This is a genomic window from Synoicihabitans lomoniglobus, from assembly GCF_029023725.1.
Classification (GTDB): Bacteria; Verrucomicrobiota; Verrucomicrobiia; order Opitutales; family Opitutaceae; genus Actomonas; species Actomonas lomonigloba.
Genome location: NZ_CP119075.1, coordinates 5,121,367 through 5,140,306, shown reverse-complemented (window position 1 = coordinate 5,140,306; position 18,940 = coordinate 5,121,367). Strand labels below are relative to the sequence as shown.

General features: G+C 59.3%; 14 protein-coding genes and 1 pseudogene. 6 read left to right on the top strand and 9 right to left on the bottom strand.

Features of this window, described 5'->3' with window-relative positions; genetic code table 11:
* Positions 1-396 precede the first annotated feature (396 nt).
* Complete coding sequence (locus tag PXH66_RS19765; RefSeq protein WP_330930780.1) at positions 397-1,251, top strand: DUF1206 domain-containing protein; 855 nt, start codon at positions 397-399, stop codon at positions 1,249-1,251.
* A gap of 9 nt (positions 1,252-1,260) precedes the next feature.
* Here PXH66_RS19765 and PXH66_RS19760 read toward each other — a convergent pair whose 3' ends face one another.
* On the bottom strand, positions 1,261-1,959 hold the full coding sequence (locus PXH66_RS19760) for an energy transducer TonB (RefSeq protein WP_330930781.1): 699 nt from the start codon (positions 1,957-1,959) through the stop codon (positions 1,261-1,263).
* Between the two features lie 167 nt (positions 1,960-2,126).
* Between PXH66_RS19760 and darT the strand changes: the two genes are divergently transcribed.
* Entirely contained in the window at positions 2,127-2,756 is a 630-nt protein-coding gene (gene darT / locus PXH66_RS19755; protein WP_330930782.1) for a type II toxin-antitoxin system toxin DNA ADP-ribosyl transferase DarT, read from the top strand.
* A gap of 3 nt (positions 2,757-2,759) precedes the next feature.
* Entirely contained in the window at positions 2,760-3,827 is a 1,068-nt protein-coding gene (darG, locus tag PXH66_RS19750; protein WP_330930783.1) for a type II toxin-antitoxin system antitoxin DNA ADP-ribosyl glycohydrolase DarG, read from the top strand.
* A 111-nt stretch (positions 3,828-3,938) separates the two neighbouring features.
* Here the strand turns inward: darG and PXH66_RS19745 are convergent, their stop codons facing one another.
* Positions 3,939-8,459: an NACHT domain-containing protein gene (locus PXH66_RS19745; protein WP_330930784.1), complete on the bottom strand. Its 4,521-nt coding sequence runs from the start codon at positions 8,457-8,459 to the stop codon at positions 3,939-3,941.
* A gap of 188 nt (positions 8,460-8,647) precedes the next feature.
* Here PXH66_RS19745 and PXH66_RS19740 point away from each other — a divergent pair.
* A pseudogene (locus PXH66_RS19740) lies at positions 8,648-8,791 on the top strand (DUF433 domain-containing protein); the annotation flags it as partial.
* A 217-nt stretch (positions 8,792-9,008) separates the two neighbouring features.
* Here the strand turns inward: PXH66_RS19740 and PXH66_RS19735 are convergent.
* The gene (locus PXH66_RS19735) at positions 9,009-9,422 is read right to left on the bottom strand and encodes a biotin/lipoyl-containing protein (RefSeq protein ID WP_330930786.1); all 414 of its coding nucleotides are present in this window, start codon (positions 9,420-9,422) and stop codon (positions 9,009-9,011) included.
* 102 nt (positions 9,423-9,524) lie between these two features.
* On the opposite strand from PXH66_RS19735, the gene PXH66_RS19730 reads away from it, so the two are divergent.
* Positions 9,525-9,767, top strand: coding sequence for an addiction module antitoxin RelB (locus PXH66_RS19730; RefSeq protein WP_330930787.1), 243 nt, complete (start codon positions 9,525-9,527; stop codon positions 9,765-9,767).
* A gap of 448 nt (positions 9,768-10,215) precedes the next feature.
* Here the strand turns inward: PXH66_RS19730 and PXH66_RS19725 are convergent, their stop codons facing one another.
* The 6 genes from PXH66_RS19725 to miaB form a co-directional block, all read right to left on the bottom strand.
* The gene (locus PXH66_RS19725) at positions 10,216-13,755 is read right to left on the bottom strand and encodes a pyruvate carboxylase (protein ID WP_330930788.1); all 3,540 of its coding nucleotides are present in this window, start codon (positions 13,753-13,755) and stop codon (positions 10,216-10,218) included.
* A gap of 112 nt (positions 13,756-13,867) precedes the next feature.
* Positions 13,868-14,965: a polysaccharide deacetylase family protein gene (locus PXH66_RS19720; RefSeq protein WP_330930789.1), complete on the bottom strand. Its 1,098-nt coding sequence runs from the start codon at positions 14,963-14,965 to the stop codon at positions 13,868-13,870.
* 93 nt (positions 14,966-15,058) lie between these two features.
* Positions 15,059-15,679, bottom strand: a complete 621-nt coding sequence (locus PXH66_RS19715) for a guanylate kinase (protein WP_330930790.1) — start codon at positions 15,677-15,679, stop codon at positions 15,059-15,061.
* 5 nt (positions 15,680-15,684) lie between these two features.
* Positions 15,685-16,242: a hypothetical protein gene (locus tag PXH66_RS19710; protein ID WP_330930791.1), complete on the bottom strand. Its 558-nt coding sequence runs from the start codon at positions 16,240-16,242 to the stop codon at positions 15,685-15,687.
* A 36-nt stretch (positions 16,243-16,278) separates the two neighbouring features.
* A complete protein-coding gene (locus tag PXH66_RS19705; protein ID WP_330930792.1) occupies positions 16,279-16,707 on the bottom strand; it encodes a four helix bundle protein in 429 nt (142 codons plus the stop codon).
* A 60-nt stretch (positions 16,708-16,767) separates the two neighbouring features.
* Positions 16,768-18,132 carry a tRNA (N6-isopentenyl adenosine(37)-C2)-methylthiotransferase MiaB gene (miaB, locus tag PXH66_RS19700; protein WP_330930793.1) on the bottom strand — a complete coding sequence of 455 codons (1,365 nt, stop codon included), beginning with the start codon at positions 18,130-18,132 and terminating at the stop codon, positions 16,768-16,770.
* 165 nt (positions 18,133-18,297) lie between these two features.
* Between miaB and PXH66_RS19695 the strand changes: the two genes are divergently transcribed.
* Positions 18,298-18,936: a response regulator transcription factor gene (locus tag PXH66_RS19695; protein ID WP_330930794.1), complete on the top strand. Its 639-nt coding sequence runs from the start codon at positions 18,298-18,300 to the stop codon at positions 18,934-18,936.
* Positions 18,937-18,940 lie beyond the last annotated feature (4 nt).

Here is an 18,940-nt window from a genome sequence, read left to right as displayed (position 1 = left end):
ATAGCCCGAGGACACCGCCCCCCGCGACAACAACTTGTCGAGAGGGAGCTCGGGACAGCCTGATAGAGGGGCGGGACAAACATTGAATTGCGATTCGCAATCCCCATGCCAAACGAAAGCGCCGCGGTGTGCACCGCTGAGATAAAATACCGCTAGTATCTATACATCATGAATTTACTAACTACCACACGACGATAAATGTTCGACCTACATCAGCCGGCCGCGCGGATGCGTTACGCATAACGAGGCAAATTGCACGGGGTGCATATTGCATAGTGCAACATCGCCAACGCCCCCGTTTTCTCTCATTTCTACCTACTATCGCGCCTCAGGCACCGCCGCGTGAATTATGGGTCTACCCCAGCGCAGTCACTCGATTCCGCCCCCCACCCAGCTATGGAAAACATTAAACCTTGGATATCAATCATCGCTCGCATTGGCTTTGGCGCCAAGGGCACCGTGCATGCATTGGTCGGACTGTTGGCGATGACCTTGGCGATCGGCTACACCACCAAGGCGGAAGACATGCGAGGCACCTTGGAGGAAGTTTCCCAGCAAGCGTTCGGCTCCATCCTATTGGTGATTCTGGCCATCGGTCTCCTGAGTTTCGGTCTTTGGAAAGCGGTGCAAAGCGCGTGGGATCCCGAGCAAATCAGCACGGATTGGATGGGTTGGGGCGTGCGGGCACTGGCAGGCTTGAGTGCATTGCTGCATTTCACGATTGCTTGGAAAACCCTTTCGCTGGGTCTCGGTTGGGGCGGCGGCGGACAGGACGGCGACGAGGCCGTGCAATCGTGGACCCAGCAACTGCTGACCATGCCCGCCGGTCGCTGGCTGGTGATTTTCGCCGCGACGATCGTGGCGGGCGTCGCGGTGTCACAAGTCGTGCGGCTGATCCGTGGCCGCTTCATGGACATGTTTGAGGACAACGAGAAAGAAATGGGCAAAAACCAATTGGTGAAGACAGCGGCCCGCGCCGGATTCGTCGCGAGGACGATCGTCGTCATCCTCGTCGCTTGGTTTCTCTGGCGCGCCGGTGTTACCGCCGATGCTGAAAAAGCCGGCGGCATGGCCAAAGCCCTGGCCACGTTGCTGGAGCAACCGTTCGGACCGTGGCTGGTCGGCGCCACCGCCCTCGGCCTCTTTGCCGAAGGCGTCTATATCTGGCTCATGGTCCCCTACCGCGAAATCAAGATCCGTCGCGACACCACCGAGTTCCGGAAAACATGGCGCCGCGTGATCAACGACTAAGTCGTCAGCTCAATCCGTGATGTTGAACACGATCACGACCTGCATCGCGACATTCACCGCGCTGCCGCCATTTTCACCCGGACTAAATCGCCATTGGCGCACGGCCGCCACCGCCGCCTCTCCAAACGCATAGTGCTCAGCTCGCAACGCCTGCACCCGGCAGGGGTAACCGTCGCGATCGATGACCATGCCCACCACCACCCGGTCAGTGATGCCCTGCACGCGCAGCTCCCGGGGGTAGGTAGGTTTGGCTTGGAAAACCGGCTTCGGCTGAACTTGCACGTCGGACAGGTTCACCACCGGCCCGGACACCGGCCGATCCACATACGGTGCGACCTCCGCCGGGGGATCTTCCACAATATTAAAAACCATCGGCACCCGCATCGCCGTGCTCACCGCCTCGCCCTTGAGTTTCCCCGGACGGAACCGCCATGAGGAAATCGCTGTAGCCGCCGCTTCGCCAAATTCAGGTTCTGACGCTTCCACGATTTCAGTGCTCGTGACCGTTCCGTCCGGGCCCACCACGAAAGCGATGAGCGCCTTCCCCGTGACATTCGCCCGACGCAGTTCGAAGGGATAAACCGGCTTGGTATGCACCCGGGGCACAGGCATCACATCCAATTCCTGAGGCTCGTAAACGCGGTGCTCCTGACTTTCCGCCAGGGTCGGCTGGGTGATCAATCCCCACAGCAATAGAAGACAGGACAAGCGCATACTCACTTCATCAGTATCGCCGCGCGACCAACCACGCCAAGTTTCAACCCATATCGCACCCGCCGATCGCTACGCTCCCGGCGTGCCGCAGCGATCTCGGGGACGCCCCGTCGGCAATCGAGTCACTTGCCCGCATTCGAGGAATCGTGTAAACCGTGCTCATGTTCACCGATGCTGAGTCGACGTTGGTCTACCACATCACCGATGTGGCCAATCTGCCGAGCATTCTGAACGACGGTCGCCTCATCTCGGACGCCGCAATGGAGCAGCATGACCCCAACATCGTCATTGGCTACGATCACATCAAACTTCGGCGCCTCCGGGAGATTCATGTCCCATGCTGCGACGAGCGTTTCGTCGGCGAGTTCGTGCCCTTCTATTTCTGTCCACGTTCGCCGATGCTGTTCACCATTAACAAGGGCAACGTGCCCAACCGGCCTGCCGGTTGCCAGCGTTCGATTGTTCACTTGGTCAGCACGCTCCAACGTATGATCGACCTTGACCAGCGATGGGCTGTGAGCAGCGGCAACGCGGGCGCATTTCACACCACATTCGACGATCAACTCATGGCCGTGAACATGCTGGATTGGGAAGCCATCCAAGCGATTTCGTGGTCCGGGCGGGGCCACCAAAAGTCAGCCGAGCTGTTGGTGGCCGACTTCGTGCCGTGGTCTGCCTTCCATCAGATTGGTTGCTATAATTCGGCGATTGCCGGCCAAGTGACGGAGCTTTTGGCTGATATCGAACACCGGCCCACCATTCGCGTCGAACGCGATTGGTATTACGCGTAACCCATGATCAAACCCGCCCAAGGAAACCTGCTCGCCGCCGAGGCCGAAGCGCTCGTCAACACCGTCAATACCGAGGGTGTCATGGGCAAGGGCATCGCGTTGCAGTTCAAGCAGGCTTACCCCGAAATGAACCGCGCCTACCAAAAAGCCTGCGCGGCGGGAGAGGTTCGACTGGGCGAGATGCACGTGCATGATCTGGGGGGGCTGATCGGCGGACCGCGTTGGATCATCAATTTCCCGACCAAGGGTCACTGGCGGTCGCGCAGCCGCTTGGCCGATGTCGAAAGCGGGTTACTTGACCTGAAAGCCAAGGTGTCTGCGTTGAGCATTCGATCGATCGCCGTGCCTCCGCTCGGCTGCGGCAATGGGGGCTTGGATTGGAACCAAGTGCGCCCGCTGATTGAAGCCACGTTTGCCGACCTACCCGACGTGCACGTTCAGCTTTTCGCCCCGACCGGAGCACCGGAAGCGGCCGCCATGCCCATCCGCACCAAGCGCCCTAAAATGACCATCGGACAGGCCGCGCTGGTCGCCTTGATGGACCGCTACTTGAAGGGCCTGCTCGATCCCTTCGTCAGCCTGTTGGAGGTGCACAAGCTCATGTATTTCTTGAAGGCCGCCGGGGAACCCATGCCCCGACTGCCTTTCACCGCCAACCGCTACGGCCCCTACGCCAAAGATCTTCGCCATGGTCTGGTGCGCATGGAAGGGCACCTCACGCGAGGCTTTGGCGAAGGAACCGACAATCCACGTTTACCCCTGGAGCTGTTGCCCGGTGCCGTGGAAGCAGCCGATGCCTTTCTCGCTGACCGCAGCGAGACCAAGACTCGCATGGAGGCCGTCGCTCAACTGATCGAAGGTTACGAAGACCCTTACGGCATGGAGCTGCTCAGTTCGGTGCATTGGGTAATGCAGCACGAGTCTGGTGCCCGCGAGTCCGCGCAAAAGGCCATCACCGCAGTGCACGACTGGAACGACCGCAAGAAACACCTCCTGAAACCCGATCACCTGGAAAAGGCCTGGGTCCGACTGAAGACCAACCGCTGGGACCACTCCACCACCACGGAGTAGCCTGTCGTCGTCGGGGCAAAGCGGAGTTCATCGCGAAACCTAGAACTTACGCGATACCGCCAAATTCCAAGAAATGTAGTGCGGCGTGATCAACGATTAGCCGTCCCGGATCTAGCGTTCCAGCTTTCCCAGTTCCGCGTCCATGCCTCCGATGCCACGCGCAAGCATCCGGTCGATGGCGTTCAAACAACGCAGTTTCACCGTGGCGTCGGCAGACTGTCGGTAGAGACGGAGCACCAGCTCCGGTAAATGATAACAGCTCCGACGGTCGGATTCGCCATCGGTTACAGTGTCTTGCAACTCAATCAACCTTTCCGGGATCGAACATACGACGTCTGGAATCAGGGCGTTCGCTTGATCAAGCGCGAACATGAGGCCGTCAGGATCATCCGCAAAAGCCGGACTATTGATGAACGCGCTGATGAGTTCCTTTTCCCCCACCATTATGTCTCCATCCAAACGACGGAAACAGTTCCCTGCTTCGTCGCGCACCGTTTTTTCAGGATCATCGAAGAATATTTTCAACTTCTCCCGACAAATATCACGGACCGAAGCGTTGCTGAGATTGAATGCGTAAACGCCCGCGCACGCTGCCCGGCAATCTGAGCCGGCAGCCATTGCTTGGGCCAGATCATCCGTGCCGTAAGTCTCGTCCAAAGAGGCCACCGCTATCTGCCGAGCGGCTGTTTGCCGTGCCTTTTCGTCATCGAAGTTCAACATCCGCAGGAGCAAAGGACGAAGCTTTGGGTAATGTGGATAAATTCCATGGTGAATGAAGTTGTCCACCTCTCCCGTCCCGAGAACTGGTTCGGCACCATCGACCAGTTGTAAAAACATATCCACCGCAAGCTCTCGATCTATGTTCAACAAGGCGACGAGACATCGCACCACACAGGACCTCACCGCGATCGACGGATCAACCAACAATGCTCGGACCACGTTCTCTAACTGTGGCCAAGTTTCAGGCCTTTCGAACAGCATACTGCCTATAGCCCACGCCGCCGAGCCACGTCCTGAATTCATTCCGGACGACAACGGATCACCTCCCCACATAGGCACACCTTTCGTATCGTTTGGAGGCAACCAGTCTTCCTTGCTCGGATTGGAATCATTGATCGCGTAGTCTGCTAAGATCGACAACAACCCATCGGGCAGCTTTCGCTCAGCCGACCCGCCGATAACGTGGCAGATCGAACGCGCGCACGGACGACCGGGCAACGTATGGACTCTCTCTATCGCCGCTGTCAGCTCCTCAATACCGAGCGGCGGGCAACCTTCTTTCTCCGAGTTTCTGTCCCTCTCCTCCGCGACAAGTCCATAAAGGATATCATCGAAATAGACCGGATTGATATCATCGGGTAGCTCAAGCATCAGGTGCGCGTATCGCGGTCGATCCCGCTGGGCTTCACGTTTAAGAGCGCTACCCAATTCATGCATGCTGCCGCGCACTCGGCCACGGTGCATGATGGGCCGATCATTGCTATAACTCCGCATCGCCGAGACCCAACTTTTGGCACTCATCTTCGGCATCGCTTCAGGAGGGATGGGCGAAGTCACTCGTTGCATTCCCAGCGCCGCAGGTGGCTTCGATCTAGTTGAAGGCACATCTGGAAACTTCCGGTATAGTTCATCGAGTCGCTTGCGAACTGCTGGACTCAAGCGATCCACGGGTAGTTCTCGTAGTAGAAAAAGTTGCGCGTAACCGCTATCTTGAGGGCTTTCGGAGGTTTTTCGGAAACCGAGGATCGCGGACTCCAATTGAGAGTATACCGCAGGCGTGCAGTGCGGGCTCACGGCGTTGATTGCTCGCCGACTTAGAATATCTGGACCATATCCACCACTCGCGCTCGTAATATCGTAACCGATCTTCATCCGCGACCGGTGCATACCCAAATATCGTGCGCAATCATCCGCCAATGCTGAAGGATTCGCTGTCCAACCTCGCAGCAAGATCAAGCCGAGAGAGTGACTAATCTGCGACATCATGCCAGCAGTCAAAGCACGGAAACGATCAGGCGCATTGGTCGCCAAGTTCTCTGCAGCTGCACCGAGGCCATCCAATAACGATTCGCCGAAGTCACGCCTCCTTCCCAACGACGTGTAGTGCCAAATCGTATCGCGACTCCGATCTTTGGATACGGGACGTTTTCCAATCTCTGCTCCGACAAGTGGCAGGACCTGCGCCACAAATGCTTCCGGGGCAGAGACCGCGAGCCGAGAGCAATAGTCGACTGGAAAACGTAGCTCCTTGGTCTTGCTAGGAAATGGGTCGCCTGTCGGTCGACGAACAAACTGGCATTCAATATAAGTCACCAACAGTTCGACTGCCTCAGCGGGTGCTTCATCAGGAAAGTCGTGCAAATGGTGCCACCAATGCTCGCCAGCGTCATCAAGCCAACCTTCACGCAAACTGCGCAAAAAAAGTTCGAACATGCGTCGGCTATGGTGTGGTTCGCAAAAACTGATCAGCGTGCGAAACCGATCTAGCCAAACAGGTGATCCATCGAGAAATGGCTCGATCAGCTCCACCACTTTTTCTGACCGGTGGCGCATGATCGCATCTTGTCCAAGCAGCCAAATGGTTCGCTGAATCGTATCGCCGTCTTCATCCCGCAACCACTTCAACCACGTGCCGTCGGCTATGAGTAAATCGAACCAACCGACACTGCCGTTCGGGATGGTTCGCCACCACTCCGATACGGGTGCCTCGTTGGCCAATGCCTGCACGATCCGCCACTCACGTAGGGTCGGGGCCGGCAGATCCCGAAGCCAATCAACGACGACCTTCTTAAGGTGCGGTCGAATGTCGAAATCACTGAGTAATACCTGCAAGTCGGTAAGATAATCCTCAACCGAGCGGTCACGATTGTAAGTCAGAATTTGTCGAACCTGCGCACGACGGAAAAGGTGCTGCTCATCACCCAACAAAAGCTTAGCAGCAGTTCCTCCCTGCGCGACGTATGTTCGGGCAAAAACATAGTCGAAAACCGATTCATGAAAGAAGCGACAGGACCGATCATCGGTCACGAGCACATGCTCGGACGCCATCGCCTGCACGTCGGCTCTGAACCCGTCGAGCACCTCGACGGGTGCGCTCAATGTTTGGTGATCGCTGAGCCAATTCGCGAGCGTCTTAACCACCTCAAGCCACCGCACGTTAGGACCCAAACGTTGCTGTTTGTAGTTCCAGTAGTGTTTGAGGAGCGTTTGGACGTTGCGCACCTCACCATGGTTTTGCGGCCCGCCTTGCAAAAATAAGCTAAGATTCTGCGGCGTCTGCAATAGAACCATGTCGTGACTGCTCAACCGGACTGGGTCGACTCCTGCACGTTCCACTGCCTCCTTCACTTGACTAGGAAGAAGCGGTTTCAAGTTAATTTTATGACAGCGTGTGTCGTCGGAAAGCAGCCGTTTCAAGCGATGATCGTTAGCTGCATCAAACTCGCGACAAGCAAGCAGAACGCTCATTTTCGGATACCGTTGGCTTTCACGTAAGAGCTCCTCGAATACCTCCCAGAGATGCTGATTCCGCCCAGAGACCAGACTGAGCGCATCCAATTGATCGATCATCAGAACACTGCGTTGACCGTGAGCCAGTCCCGCCAAAACCACGGCTGGCGACATGGGGAATCCCAACTCCCTACCCAACCCTTCCGACGTCAAAACCGTTGTCTGTATATCAAGCCGCAGAGTGAGGTAGGGAATCGATTTCGCATGCAGCCCGTGAGCGACTTGAGCTAAGGTGCAGCTTTTACCCAACCCGGCCGCACCGATGAGAAACACTTGCTGGCATCCATCGGACAATCGGTCGATGGCTTCGTTCGCCTCCTTGCGAGCAATCGCTGCACCGTGGATGAGCTCTGATTCCACTGTCTCAATGTAAGATCGATTTCGATTCGCGACACGCTCAGGCAGGGTGGTATCCCGCTGCCAGTCCCTTTCGCGCCAACCACGTTCTGCGAGATGGTCCCGAACCATCTCGGTCGAAATCCAGGCCCCAAGCCAGCCATCGATTGCTTCACCAAGCGCGATACGAACCGACTCCGCATCAACCGTGTTTCCGTCGGGACGATAGAGACTTTGGCTAATGTTCTGATCCACTCGGCGGATCAGCTCCAACTCCGTCGAACCAACCACGCGAAATCTCCGGAGCACCTGCCACGCGGTGGGAATATCTCCGACCAGCGGCGTGAGGTATTTTCGGCAAACATCTTTCAGACGTGGTTGCGCGTCTAACCGCCGGTCAAAAGTCTGGGAATCAGGCGAACGGTCGGCTAAATCCCACAAATCGTCTAATTCGTTGGCCGTGGTTTTTGATACAAACACCGCTCGGTGTGACTCGTCTACTAGAACTTTATCCACGAGATCGCCCAGGGTAGAACGACCTTTAGCCTTCTGCGCCGTGAGTTCACTCAGCGACCAGACATTCTTCGTGGTCTGACGCTTAACGGAGTGATACTCCCGTCCACCATCGTTCATTGATACCACGAACTCGACCCCACGCTCGGGGTCGAGTGACTCGATTGTGATGCCCTTGGCTTCACCCGTTAGGACGTTGAGCAGGCAGTCAACCGTCCAGATCCTTTCAAAACGATTACCGAGTTTATCTGCTTCTCCTCCGGCGCGGGGCATTCGCTGTTAAGTCCGCTTCGATCGATAGAGGCAATCCGCAAGCAGCCGGGAAAAGTGGATGAGAATCCGGCAAGTCAGTGTAAGCACCCACAAAAGATCGCGGCAGACTCAGGAACTGCGTCCCAGCACTTACAAGCGTCTACACAGGAATCTTGCGATTAGAAAAATCGTCATGAACCTTTCGACGCATGACCCTTCGGGAGCGTATCACCTTTAATCCCAATCAATGCGGGGGCAGGCCCTGTATTCGCGGGATGCGTATTCGTGTGAAGGATGTGCTTGATCTCGTGGCCGCCGGGGTTCCGGAGTCAGAAATTCTTGGTCGACGCCCAGCTGCCACCTGATCGCGCGAGATGGATGCGGGAGGTTGGTTGCGAGGCCCCAGCGTTGCTCCATTGGGATCACGCGTCATTTTCGCGCTCAAAACGCGCACAAAAACGACCTGACCTACAATTCACACCATCGGGCTGATGTGGCAACGACCCGGCGGCACGAGAGCCACTCATGCTTTGGACTCGAAACGGCGCGCTCGGCGAGCGCGCCCTACCTTTAAGTGGGTTTGATGCGCACGAGGAGGTCTTTGGCTTCGACGGTGTCGCCGACGGCGATGTTGAGGTCGCTGACGACGCCGTCGCACGGCGAGTAAACCGTGGTCTGCATCTTCATCGCTTCCATGAGCAGGAGCTTTTCGCCTTTTTTGACCTTCGCGCCCATCGAGGTGGAGAGCGCGGCCACGAGGCCTGGGATCGGTGCGGCCACTTGGTTCGGGTCGGCGAGGCCGGCCTTGGGTTTGGCCTTGGTCTTGGGCTGCACGCTCTTATCGATAATGACCGCGTCGCGGGCCATGCCGTTGAGCTCGTAGTTGACCATACGACGGCCGTCCTGGTCGGGTTCACCGACGCTGACGAGACTGATAATGAGCACCTTGCCTTCTTCGATCTCGACCGAGATTTCTTCACCCAACTAAAAGCCGGTATGGGTGAGTAGACGCAAGGGACAGCTCCGAACGGATCATGCTCCCTACGAGCACAGCGCGAACTTGCGGCCGGGTAAGAAACCACCAACATGAACAATATGAGCATGACCGTGGATCAGATCGTTGAAGAGATTCGTGCCCTGCCTCAAGATGCGGTGGCTGACCTCGTGGATCGCGTCTTGTTGGAATCTCACGGTGGCCAAAACACCGCCGATGAACAGGCATGGTCATCCACCGTTCACCGTCGCATCAACGACATCCGCACCGGGAAGGTTGACGGTATTCCGTCCGATGAGACCGCCGCAAAAATTCGTAATATCGTCGGACGTTGAAACCGGTCGTCTTCCACCCCGAAGCTGATGCGGAATATGCCGCATCAGCCTTATACTATGCGCGTCAGGGGGCCGGTTTAGGTGGACAGTTCTACAATGAAATTGAGCGGGTGGTCGCCGAGGTCGCCAAGGCCCCTCATCGCTTTCGCCTCTAAGATCCGCCCGCCAGACGCAATCTGGCACGGGTGTTTCCGTATGGAGTGGTCTATCTCGATGAACCCGATCGCGTCTGGATTCTGGCAATCATGCCACTGAGCCGCGACCCAGACTACTGGAAGCACCGGCTCAGCTGAGCCTGAGGCTCGCAGCATTGGCATGACCGTAGCTCAAGCATAGACCTAGTCGGCCTACCATTCACACCGTTGTGCCCGAGGTCAGTGACCTGGGCGGCTACAACCATCCATACTTTCGCTGTTGAAGCAGCGCGCTCGGCGAGCGCGCCCTACCCTTAGGCGGGTTTGATGCGGACGAGGAGGTCCTTGGCTTCGACGGTGTCGCCGACGGCGATGTTGAGCTCGCTGACGACGCCGTCGCACGGCGAGTAAACCGTGGTCTGCATCTTCATGGCTTCCATGAGCAGGAGCTTTTCGCCTTTCTTCACCTTGGCGCCCATCGAGGTGGAGAGCGCGGCCACGAGGCCTGGGATCGGTGCGGCGACTTGATTGGGATCGGCGAGGTCGGCCTTGGGTTTGGCTTTGGTTTTGGGCTGCACGCTCTTGTCGATGATGACCGCGTCGCGGGCCATGCCGTTGAGCTCGTAGTTGACCATGCGGCGACCGTCCTGGTCGGGCTCGCCGACGCTCACGAGGCTGATGATGAGCACCTTGCCTTCTTCAATCTCGACCGAGATTTCCTCACCCGGCTGGAGACCGTAGAAGAACGTCGGGGTCGGCAGCACACTCACGTCGCCGAACTGCTTTTGCTGCTTGAGGAACGCGTCGTGGACCGACGGATACATGAGGTGAGAGTAGAGCTCGTCGTCGCTCGGCTCGTGTTTGAGTTTGGTGGCGAGCTCCGCGCGAATCGCCGCAATGCCGTCGGCCATCTGTTGCTCGCGTTTCTTCTTGGCAACCTTGGGCGCCTTGAGTCCGCGGCGTTTGGCCGCGGTGTAGAGGGCGCGGGCGGCTTTGGCTTTCTCGGCGCCGAGCACGGCCAGGGTGACATCCGCCGGGAAGCCTCCGTCGGGCCAGCCGAGTCCACCGGACAACATGTCGATCACACTTTCGGGGAACGGCGTGGCGCCGGCTTCGAGGTTGACCACGTCGGCGGGCTTGATGCCGCGCGAGAAGAGGAAGAGCGCCATGTCACCGACGACCTTGGAGGACGGCGTAACTTTGACGATGTCACCGAAGAGTTGGTTCACTTCCGCATAGGTGCGGGCAATTTCGGGCCAGCGGTGCGACACGCCCATGGACTCCGCCTGCGCCTTGAGATTGGTGTATTGGCCACCCGGCATTTCGTGCAAATAGACCTCGGCCGAACCACTTTTAGGTGCGGTGTCGAACGGCGCGTAATACGGCCGCACATTCTCCCAATAGTCGGAAAAGCGATCGAGCTTTTCGCGATCAAGGGTGGTGTCGCGGCGGGTGCCTTGGAGGGCGGCAACGATGGAATTGAGGTTGGGCTGCGACGTGCTGCCGCTCATGGACGCGAGGGCGAGATCGACCACGTCGACGCCGGCATCGGCGGCGCGCAAGATGGAGCCAGCGTTGATGCCGCTGGTGTCGTGGGTGTGGAAATGGATCGGCACGCCGACTTCGCTGCGCAGCACCTTGACGAGTTTTTCCGCGGCGTAGGGCCGGCAGAGACCGGCCATGTCTTTGATGGCGATCATGTGCGCGCCCATGCGCTCCAGCTCCTGAGCGAGGCTGACGTAATACTTGAGATCAAACTTGTCGCGCTTCGGATCGAGGATGTCGCCGGTGTAGCACAAGGTGCCTTCGCAGATCGCATGGGTGTCCTGCACGGCCTCCATCGCGACGCGCAGATTCGGCAGGTAGTTGAGCGAGTCGAAGATGCGGAAGATATCCATGCCGTTTGCCGCCGCATGACGCACGAACCCGTGCACCACGTGGTCCGGGTAATTGGTGTAACCGACGGCGTTGGCGCCGCGGAACAGCATCTGGAAACAGATGTTCGGCACCTTGGCGCGAAGCTGACGCAGACGCTCCCACGGATCTTCCGACAGGAAACGCATGGCGGTGTCGAAGGTCGCCCCGCCCCACATTTCGAGGGAGAACAATTGCGGGGCTTCGCGAGCCAATGCCGCCGCGCAGGCCAGCATGTCGTAGCTGCGCACGCGCGTCGCCATGAGCGACTGGTGGGCGTCGCGGAACGTCGTATCCGTAATCAGGAGACGCTTTTGCTTGCGGGTCCAATCCGCGAATCCCTGGGCCCCGAGCTCGAGCAGTTTCTGCCGTGAACCGGCGGGCGGCTCGACGTTGTGGTCGTAGGCCGGGGACGGCACGGGTAACAGCGGTGCGGCCGGTTTGTAGCCCTTGGCGTGGGGGTTCCCGTTGACGACGACGTCGCCGATGAAGTTGAGCAGCTTCGTGGCCCGGTCGCGCCGTTGTTTGAAACGGAAAAGCTCGGGCGTCGTGTCGATGAGCGTGGTGGTCGCCTGCCCGGTGCGGAAGGTCGGGTGCGCCACCACGTTTTCGAGAAACGGAATATTAGTTTTCACCCCGCGAATGCGGAACTCACTCAACACGCGACCCATGCGATGCAGGGCGAGTTCATAGTTCTGTCCGCTGGCAATGACCTTCACCAACATGGAGTCGTAGAACGGCGTGATGATCGCGCCGGTAAAGCCCATCGCGCCGTCGAGTCGCACGCCGAAACCACCCGGCGAGCGGTAGGCCGTGAGACGGCCGTAGTCGGGCACAAACTTGTTCTCCGGATCCTCGGTCGTGATGCGACATTGCAGGGCAAAGCCGTTGCGCGGCACATCGGCCTGAGCGGGCATGCCGACTTCGGGCGAGTTGAGGGCGTGCCCCTGGGCGATGAGAATTTGCGCGCGCACGAGGTCCAGGCCGGTGATGACCTCGGTCACGGTATGCTCAACCTGGATACGAGGGTTCATTTCAATGAAGAACCATTCGTGGCGATCGAGATCGTAGAGAAACTCCACCGTGCCGGCATTGTCGTAGCCGATCTCGCCGGCCATGCGGGCGGCGGATTCGCAAAGGTCGGTCACGACCTCGGGCGGCAGGCCAAAGCTGGGTGCGACTTCGATGACCTTCTGATGGCGGCGTTGCACGGAGCAGTCGCGCTCGTGCAGGTGAATGACGTTGCCGTGCTGGTCGCCGAGGATCTGCACCTCAATGTGCTTCGCGTTTTGGATGTATTTTTCCAAAAACACGGCGGCGTTGCCAAAGGCGCGCTCGGCCTCGCCCTGGGCTTCGTCGAGGAGCGACTCGAGGTCGTCGGCCTTTTTGACGATGCGCATGCCGCGACCGCCGCCGCCAAACGCCGCTTTGATGATGAGCGGGAAGCCAATCTGCTTCGCGACCTTCATGGCCTCCTTGCGATCGGTCACGGGCTCCTCCGTGCCGGGCAGCACGGGAACGTTGATGCGTTGGGCGAGCGCGCGGGCGGCGGTCTTGTCGCCCATCATTTCGAGCAGATCGGGATTGGGGCCGACCCACACGATGCCGGCCTCGCCGCAAGCGCGGGCGAAGGCGGCGTTTTCGGAGAGAAAACCGTAACCCGGATGGATGGCGTCGACGCCCTTTTCTTTCGCGATGCCGATGATGCTCTCGATATCAAGGTAGGCTGCGACCGGACCTTTGCCCACACCCACCTGGTAAGACTCGTCGGCCTTGTAACGGTGAATCGAAAATCGATCCTCCTCCGCAAATACCGCGACCGTGCGCAGGTCGAGTTCGGTGCCGGCTCGGAAGATGCGAACCGCGATCTCCGAGCGGTTGGCGGCCATGAGCTTGGCGACAGGACGAATGGCGGGAGCAGTGGAAGCAGAACGAGACATGGGGGAATGGTTCACCCGCTCAGGCGCGGGCAGTTAACGATTCTAAAAATGGGGAGACGAATCCGAATACCCCTTCAACGGGTCCGCAAGGACATCCGCACTTTTCGTCGAATCAATGCGCGAGGGCCACGGGCTTCCGCAACCATGCCAGCACTTGCGTCGGGGTGACGAGACGCACTTCAGGCTTGCTCAGCGCGTAGGTAACGAACGCTTCGATGGCCGCCCGGCGATCGGGTTTGTCGGTCGGGTAAAGCGCGGTGTGCCCCCCCACCATGAATGGCGCGCGGTTGCCCGCGAGGCGCAGATCGAGGGTGTATTTGAGAATGGCCAAAAAGTCCGGACCATCGAGGTGAGCCATCTCCAGCACGTTCCAATCGAGGCCGGTGATTTTCCCCGCCTCCATCGACCACTCCCAACCGGCGTCGCGGAGGATGTTGTCGTGAGCGCGCTGGCGGAGACCTGATTTCACGCCGTAGCGCGCGCAATCGGCGTCGGCTGGCAGCATGAAAACGTGGAGCGGGATTTCCCACACACCGGGCTGCGGGGCGATTTGCTCCCGATATTCGCTGGCTACATGCAAGGCATTGCCGGGACTGCCGGTGTCGAGGGTGTAGGGCCACAGGAAGTTGGTGCCGTCCTGGTCGGGTGGGTCGCCCTCCTCGATCGTGCTGTCATAGGTGAATCCCGTCGCGGCCAGCGCGGCGAAGGTCGCGGCGTTGTATTCGAGAAACGGCGTGCGAAAACCGATCATTGCCGCCCGGGGAATGCCCGCCCCGGCCAGGACTTCGCGGCAAAGCTCCATCTCCTCGCGCCACTGCGCTTCCGTAAACGTTCCGCCATGATGATGATGCTGCGTGTGGTTGCCGATTTCATGCCCCTCCGCAAAGGCCCGGACGTGAATTTCCGGCAATCCCGGCGTATCCGCAAAGTAGATCCCGTTGGAGTAAAACGCGACCCGCGCAGGCGCACCGTCGAATGTCGCTGCCCGACCCTGTCCGACCGGGTTACGCTGATCCGCCATGAAATCAACGATCCAGCGCATGGGAGCAACATCGGGATTATCGTCGAAGCCCAGCATCACAAACTGCGGGACCTCGGCAACGGTCAGTCCGCCCGGCGGGGAAACGGCAGGCGCGCGATTGGTGGCGTGGAGCGGAGAAATCAAAGCGACACTTGCCGCGAATACTACGGCCAACGAAAGGGGTTTCACGCCGTCACCTTGGCGCATTGACCAGGTCCGCGCAACGCGCGAACGCACCGGCGGGCGAATCTCGCTCTGCTGCTTGTGAGTTGCGCCCTGACTTCAGCCGACGGCTGAAACCCGCTCCTGCTGCTCCCGCCAGATCTCCAACAACGCGTCGAAATCGGCCGCTTTCGTCGAGCTCGTGATCACATAGTCAAACTTGGCGCGTTCCTGTTGTTCCTGTCGGGCCGTGATCATGCGGCGTTCGATCTCAGTCTCCGACTCCCCCCGACCCACGAGTCGCTCCTGCAATTCCTCGATCGGCACGTCGATATAGACGGTGCCCATGTGCCGCGCGAGGAGCGGGTTCGCGGCGGCGGCTCGCCGAAAATTTTCCACGCCCTGCACATCAACATTGATGATCAGACTCCGGCCGGCCGCGAGCGGGTCGAGCACCGAGGACGCCAGCGTGCCGTAGCGATTTTTGCGATGCACCCACGCCCATTCGAGAAACGCGTTCTCGGCCAACCGTTGATCAAACTCCTCCGCCGAAAAGAAGTGATAATCCACGCCATTCACTTCGCCCGGCCGCGGCTCGCGCGTCGTCGTGGTGACGACCCGGGAGAAGCCGGCCACCTCGGCGACCATGCGTTCGCACAACGTGGTCTTGCCCGAGCCCGCCGGACCGGCGAGCACCAGGAGCACGGGGGCGGAAGCTTCAGTCGCGGACGCGCTACTCATCGCGCTCAGTAAGTAAAGCTCACCACGCTCACGACGAGCCCATAGCTCGCCAAAATGAGTCCCACCCAGCGCGACCGACCCGGACGCCGATACAACCAGTCGAGAAAATCACGCGCCCGAAACGGCGACGCGCCGAGATAAATGGCCACGCCCGCCGCGGCAAACACCGCGACCTTGTAAAGATAGATGCGGCCCCCGTCGGTGAGTTCACCGAACTGCCAATTCATGTAACCCGCATCGAGCAGGTTGGACGCGCCCAACAACACGAGCACACAAGCGCCCCGCACGGCCAAAAAGTCCGGCACCCACACAAACGCCCCGATCGCCACCAACGCGAAGAACACGGCCAGCTGCTTCCGGTATTGTCCGAAATCGGCCGCCGACAAATGCCAGACGCGAAAGAGAAACCACGCCGCCCCCACGCCAAAGAGGACGTAGGCCAACGTGCGTGATCGGGGAAAGCGCTTCAGCGATGTGACCACCGCCGGCGAGGGCACCAGAAACAGCACGCCCAAAGCGAGCAGCAACAGACCGGTGATGAGGGTGGCAAGGGTGAGGGACATAATGAGGGTCGGGCTATAGGAATCGTTCTCGTTCTCTTAATCGTTCTCGTTCTCGACCAAGTCTTCCACCCCATAGTCCGCCTGTTCCTCGTTGACCACGTTTTCGGCACGGCCACCAAATCTGGCGATGAGCCCCGCCAGCATCGAGACCACACCAAGCAACATCGTTTTGCCTTCATCGGCAGTGGCTGCCTCAATCCGGCCGCGAACCACCAGCACATCCAAGCATGCGGCACATTCTACCGCTGAACCCCGCGCAATATCGAAGAACCGGCACCGGTCCGGATGGGATCGCTTACCGTTTCCTTCCGCCAAATTCAAAACCACGCTGGTGGACGCCCGATCCAGTTGATCTTTAGCGGCAATCTTACCCGCGAGACCGTCCAACACAGGGCCGACAAAACCGACAAACTCGAGTGCTTGCTGGTAAGCTCGGAGCTTTTCGTGATCAAATTGTGAGCTCATCAAGTCGGAAGGGAGAACGAGAACGATTAAGAGAACGATTGAGAGAACGAGAACGATTGTCTACGCCCCGACCCCCTCCAACACGAGTTCACCATACAGGGTGCTGATGGTCGCGCGGCTGATACTCACCGGCACCAACTCGCCGACCAGGCGGGGGTCGGCATCGACGATCACAACGCGATTGCCCCGCGTGCGGCCGGTGAAGTGCTGGCCGGTTTTGTCCGGGCCTTCGATCAACACTTCCATGGTCGTGCCGACGAGCGATTGGTTCCGCCGCGCGGAATTGGCGCGCAGCACATCGAGGAGCTCCTGGTTGCGGCGCTCCTTCACGGCGTCGGGCAGCTGATCCTCCAACTCCTCCGCCACCGTGCCGGTGCGAATCGAGTATTTGAAGATGTAGGCCATGTCGAAATTGCAGGCCTCGAACAACGCCTTGGTCTGCTGGAAATCCTCCTCCGTTTCGCCCGGAAACCCGACGATCACGTCGGTCGAGAAATACATGTCGGGACGCACCGCCCGCAGGGAGTCCACGATTTCCTTGTAACGAGCACTTGAATACGGCCGGTTCATCGCCCGCAGGATGGTGTCGCTGCCGCTTTGCATGGGCAGGTGGACGTATTCGCACAACTTGGGCAGGCGGCCGTAGGCGTCGACGAGGTCCTGTTTGAAACCACGCGGATGCGGAGAGGTGAAACGGATGCGCTCGATGCCCTCGATGGCGTGCACCTTTTCGATCAATTGCACGAAGGGAGAAACGCCGTCGGTGTGCACGTAGTCCCGGCGGCCGTAGCTCGTCACGATCTGGCCCAGCAGGGTGATTTCCTTCACGCCCCGTGCCGCCAACGTGCGGCACTCCGCCACGATCTCATCCATCGGGCGCGACCGCTCATCGCCCCGGGTTTTGGGGACGATGCAGAAGTGGCACGACATGTTGCAGCCCTGCTGAATCGAAACAAAGGCACTGACCTGCTTCTCCTCAGTCTCGAGATGCTCGCGAATGGTGTTTTGCGAACCGGCTTCTTCGTCGATGTCGACAATGGACGAACCGATCGGCAGCCCGGCGTCGCGGGCGGCGCGCAAGTTGTCGAGGTAGTCGGGCACCTGGTGAAATTTTTGCGTGCCGATGATGAGATCCACATCGGGCAACTGCTCGAGAATCGAGGCCCCGCGGTTCTGCGCCATGCAGCCGAGAATACCCAACACGAAGTCGGGATCCTTCTTTTTGCGATGCGTCACATAGGCAGCTTTACCGAGGGCTTTTTGCTCCGCGGCATCGCGCACGCTGCAGGTATTGAGCAGCATGATGTCGCAGTCGTCCTCCGCGCTGACGATCCGGTAGCCGCGACCACGCAGCATCGCCGCGACGGCTTCGCTGTCGCGCTCATTCATCTGGCAGCCGTAGGTCTTGATATAGACGCGGTTCATCGGTGAGAACGGTTTTGCCTAGAGGGCAGGCGGTGCGGGTCAAACGGGAAAGGTTTGCGGCCCGCGATCGAATTCCGGAAGCCGTTGCCAACAAAGGGTAAAGAACATGTTACTAGGATCGAGTTCGCTTGCGTTCGAGCGAGGCGGCGAAGAGCATTCCCCCTCGTGTCTCCACCCCTGAAACGCATTCTCGTGATCGACGACCACCCCTTGATCAGGGCCGGTGTCGCCGCCCAGTTGGAATACGTGGAGAACTTCGAGGTCTGCGGGGAGGCGACCAACGCGCGTGAGGCTCGCAAACTGACCGCAGAATTGAAACCCGACTTCGCCGTGCTGGATTTGATGTTGGGCGACGAGGATGGTCTCACCTTGGTGCGCGAGTTGAAACAACTCGCTCCGGCCATGCGGGTCGTGGTGCTCTCCATGCTCAACCCCGAAGAATACGCTCCCCGCGCGATTGCCGCCGGCGCGTCCGCCTACGTGCACAAGGTCGACGGCACGGAAAGCATCGTGCAGGCACTGCAAAAAGCCGGCGACAGGCCGGGTAGCACCGAGCCGGTGGAAAACCCCATGCCCACCTCCAAATTGTCCGACCGCGAACTACAGGTGTTCTCGCTGATTGGGCAGGGCCGCACGACGCGGGAAATTTCCGCGGCGCTCGGCGTCAGCCCCAAAACGATCGACGCCCACAAAGAGCACATCAAGTCGCGTCTCGGACTGGCCAATGCCGCCCAACTGACGGCCTACGCCGCGCGGTGGGCCGCCGCCCGAGGACAGTCCCCCCAGGACAGCGATCCCCTCTGAGCCG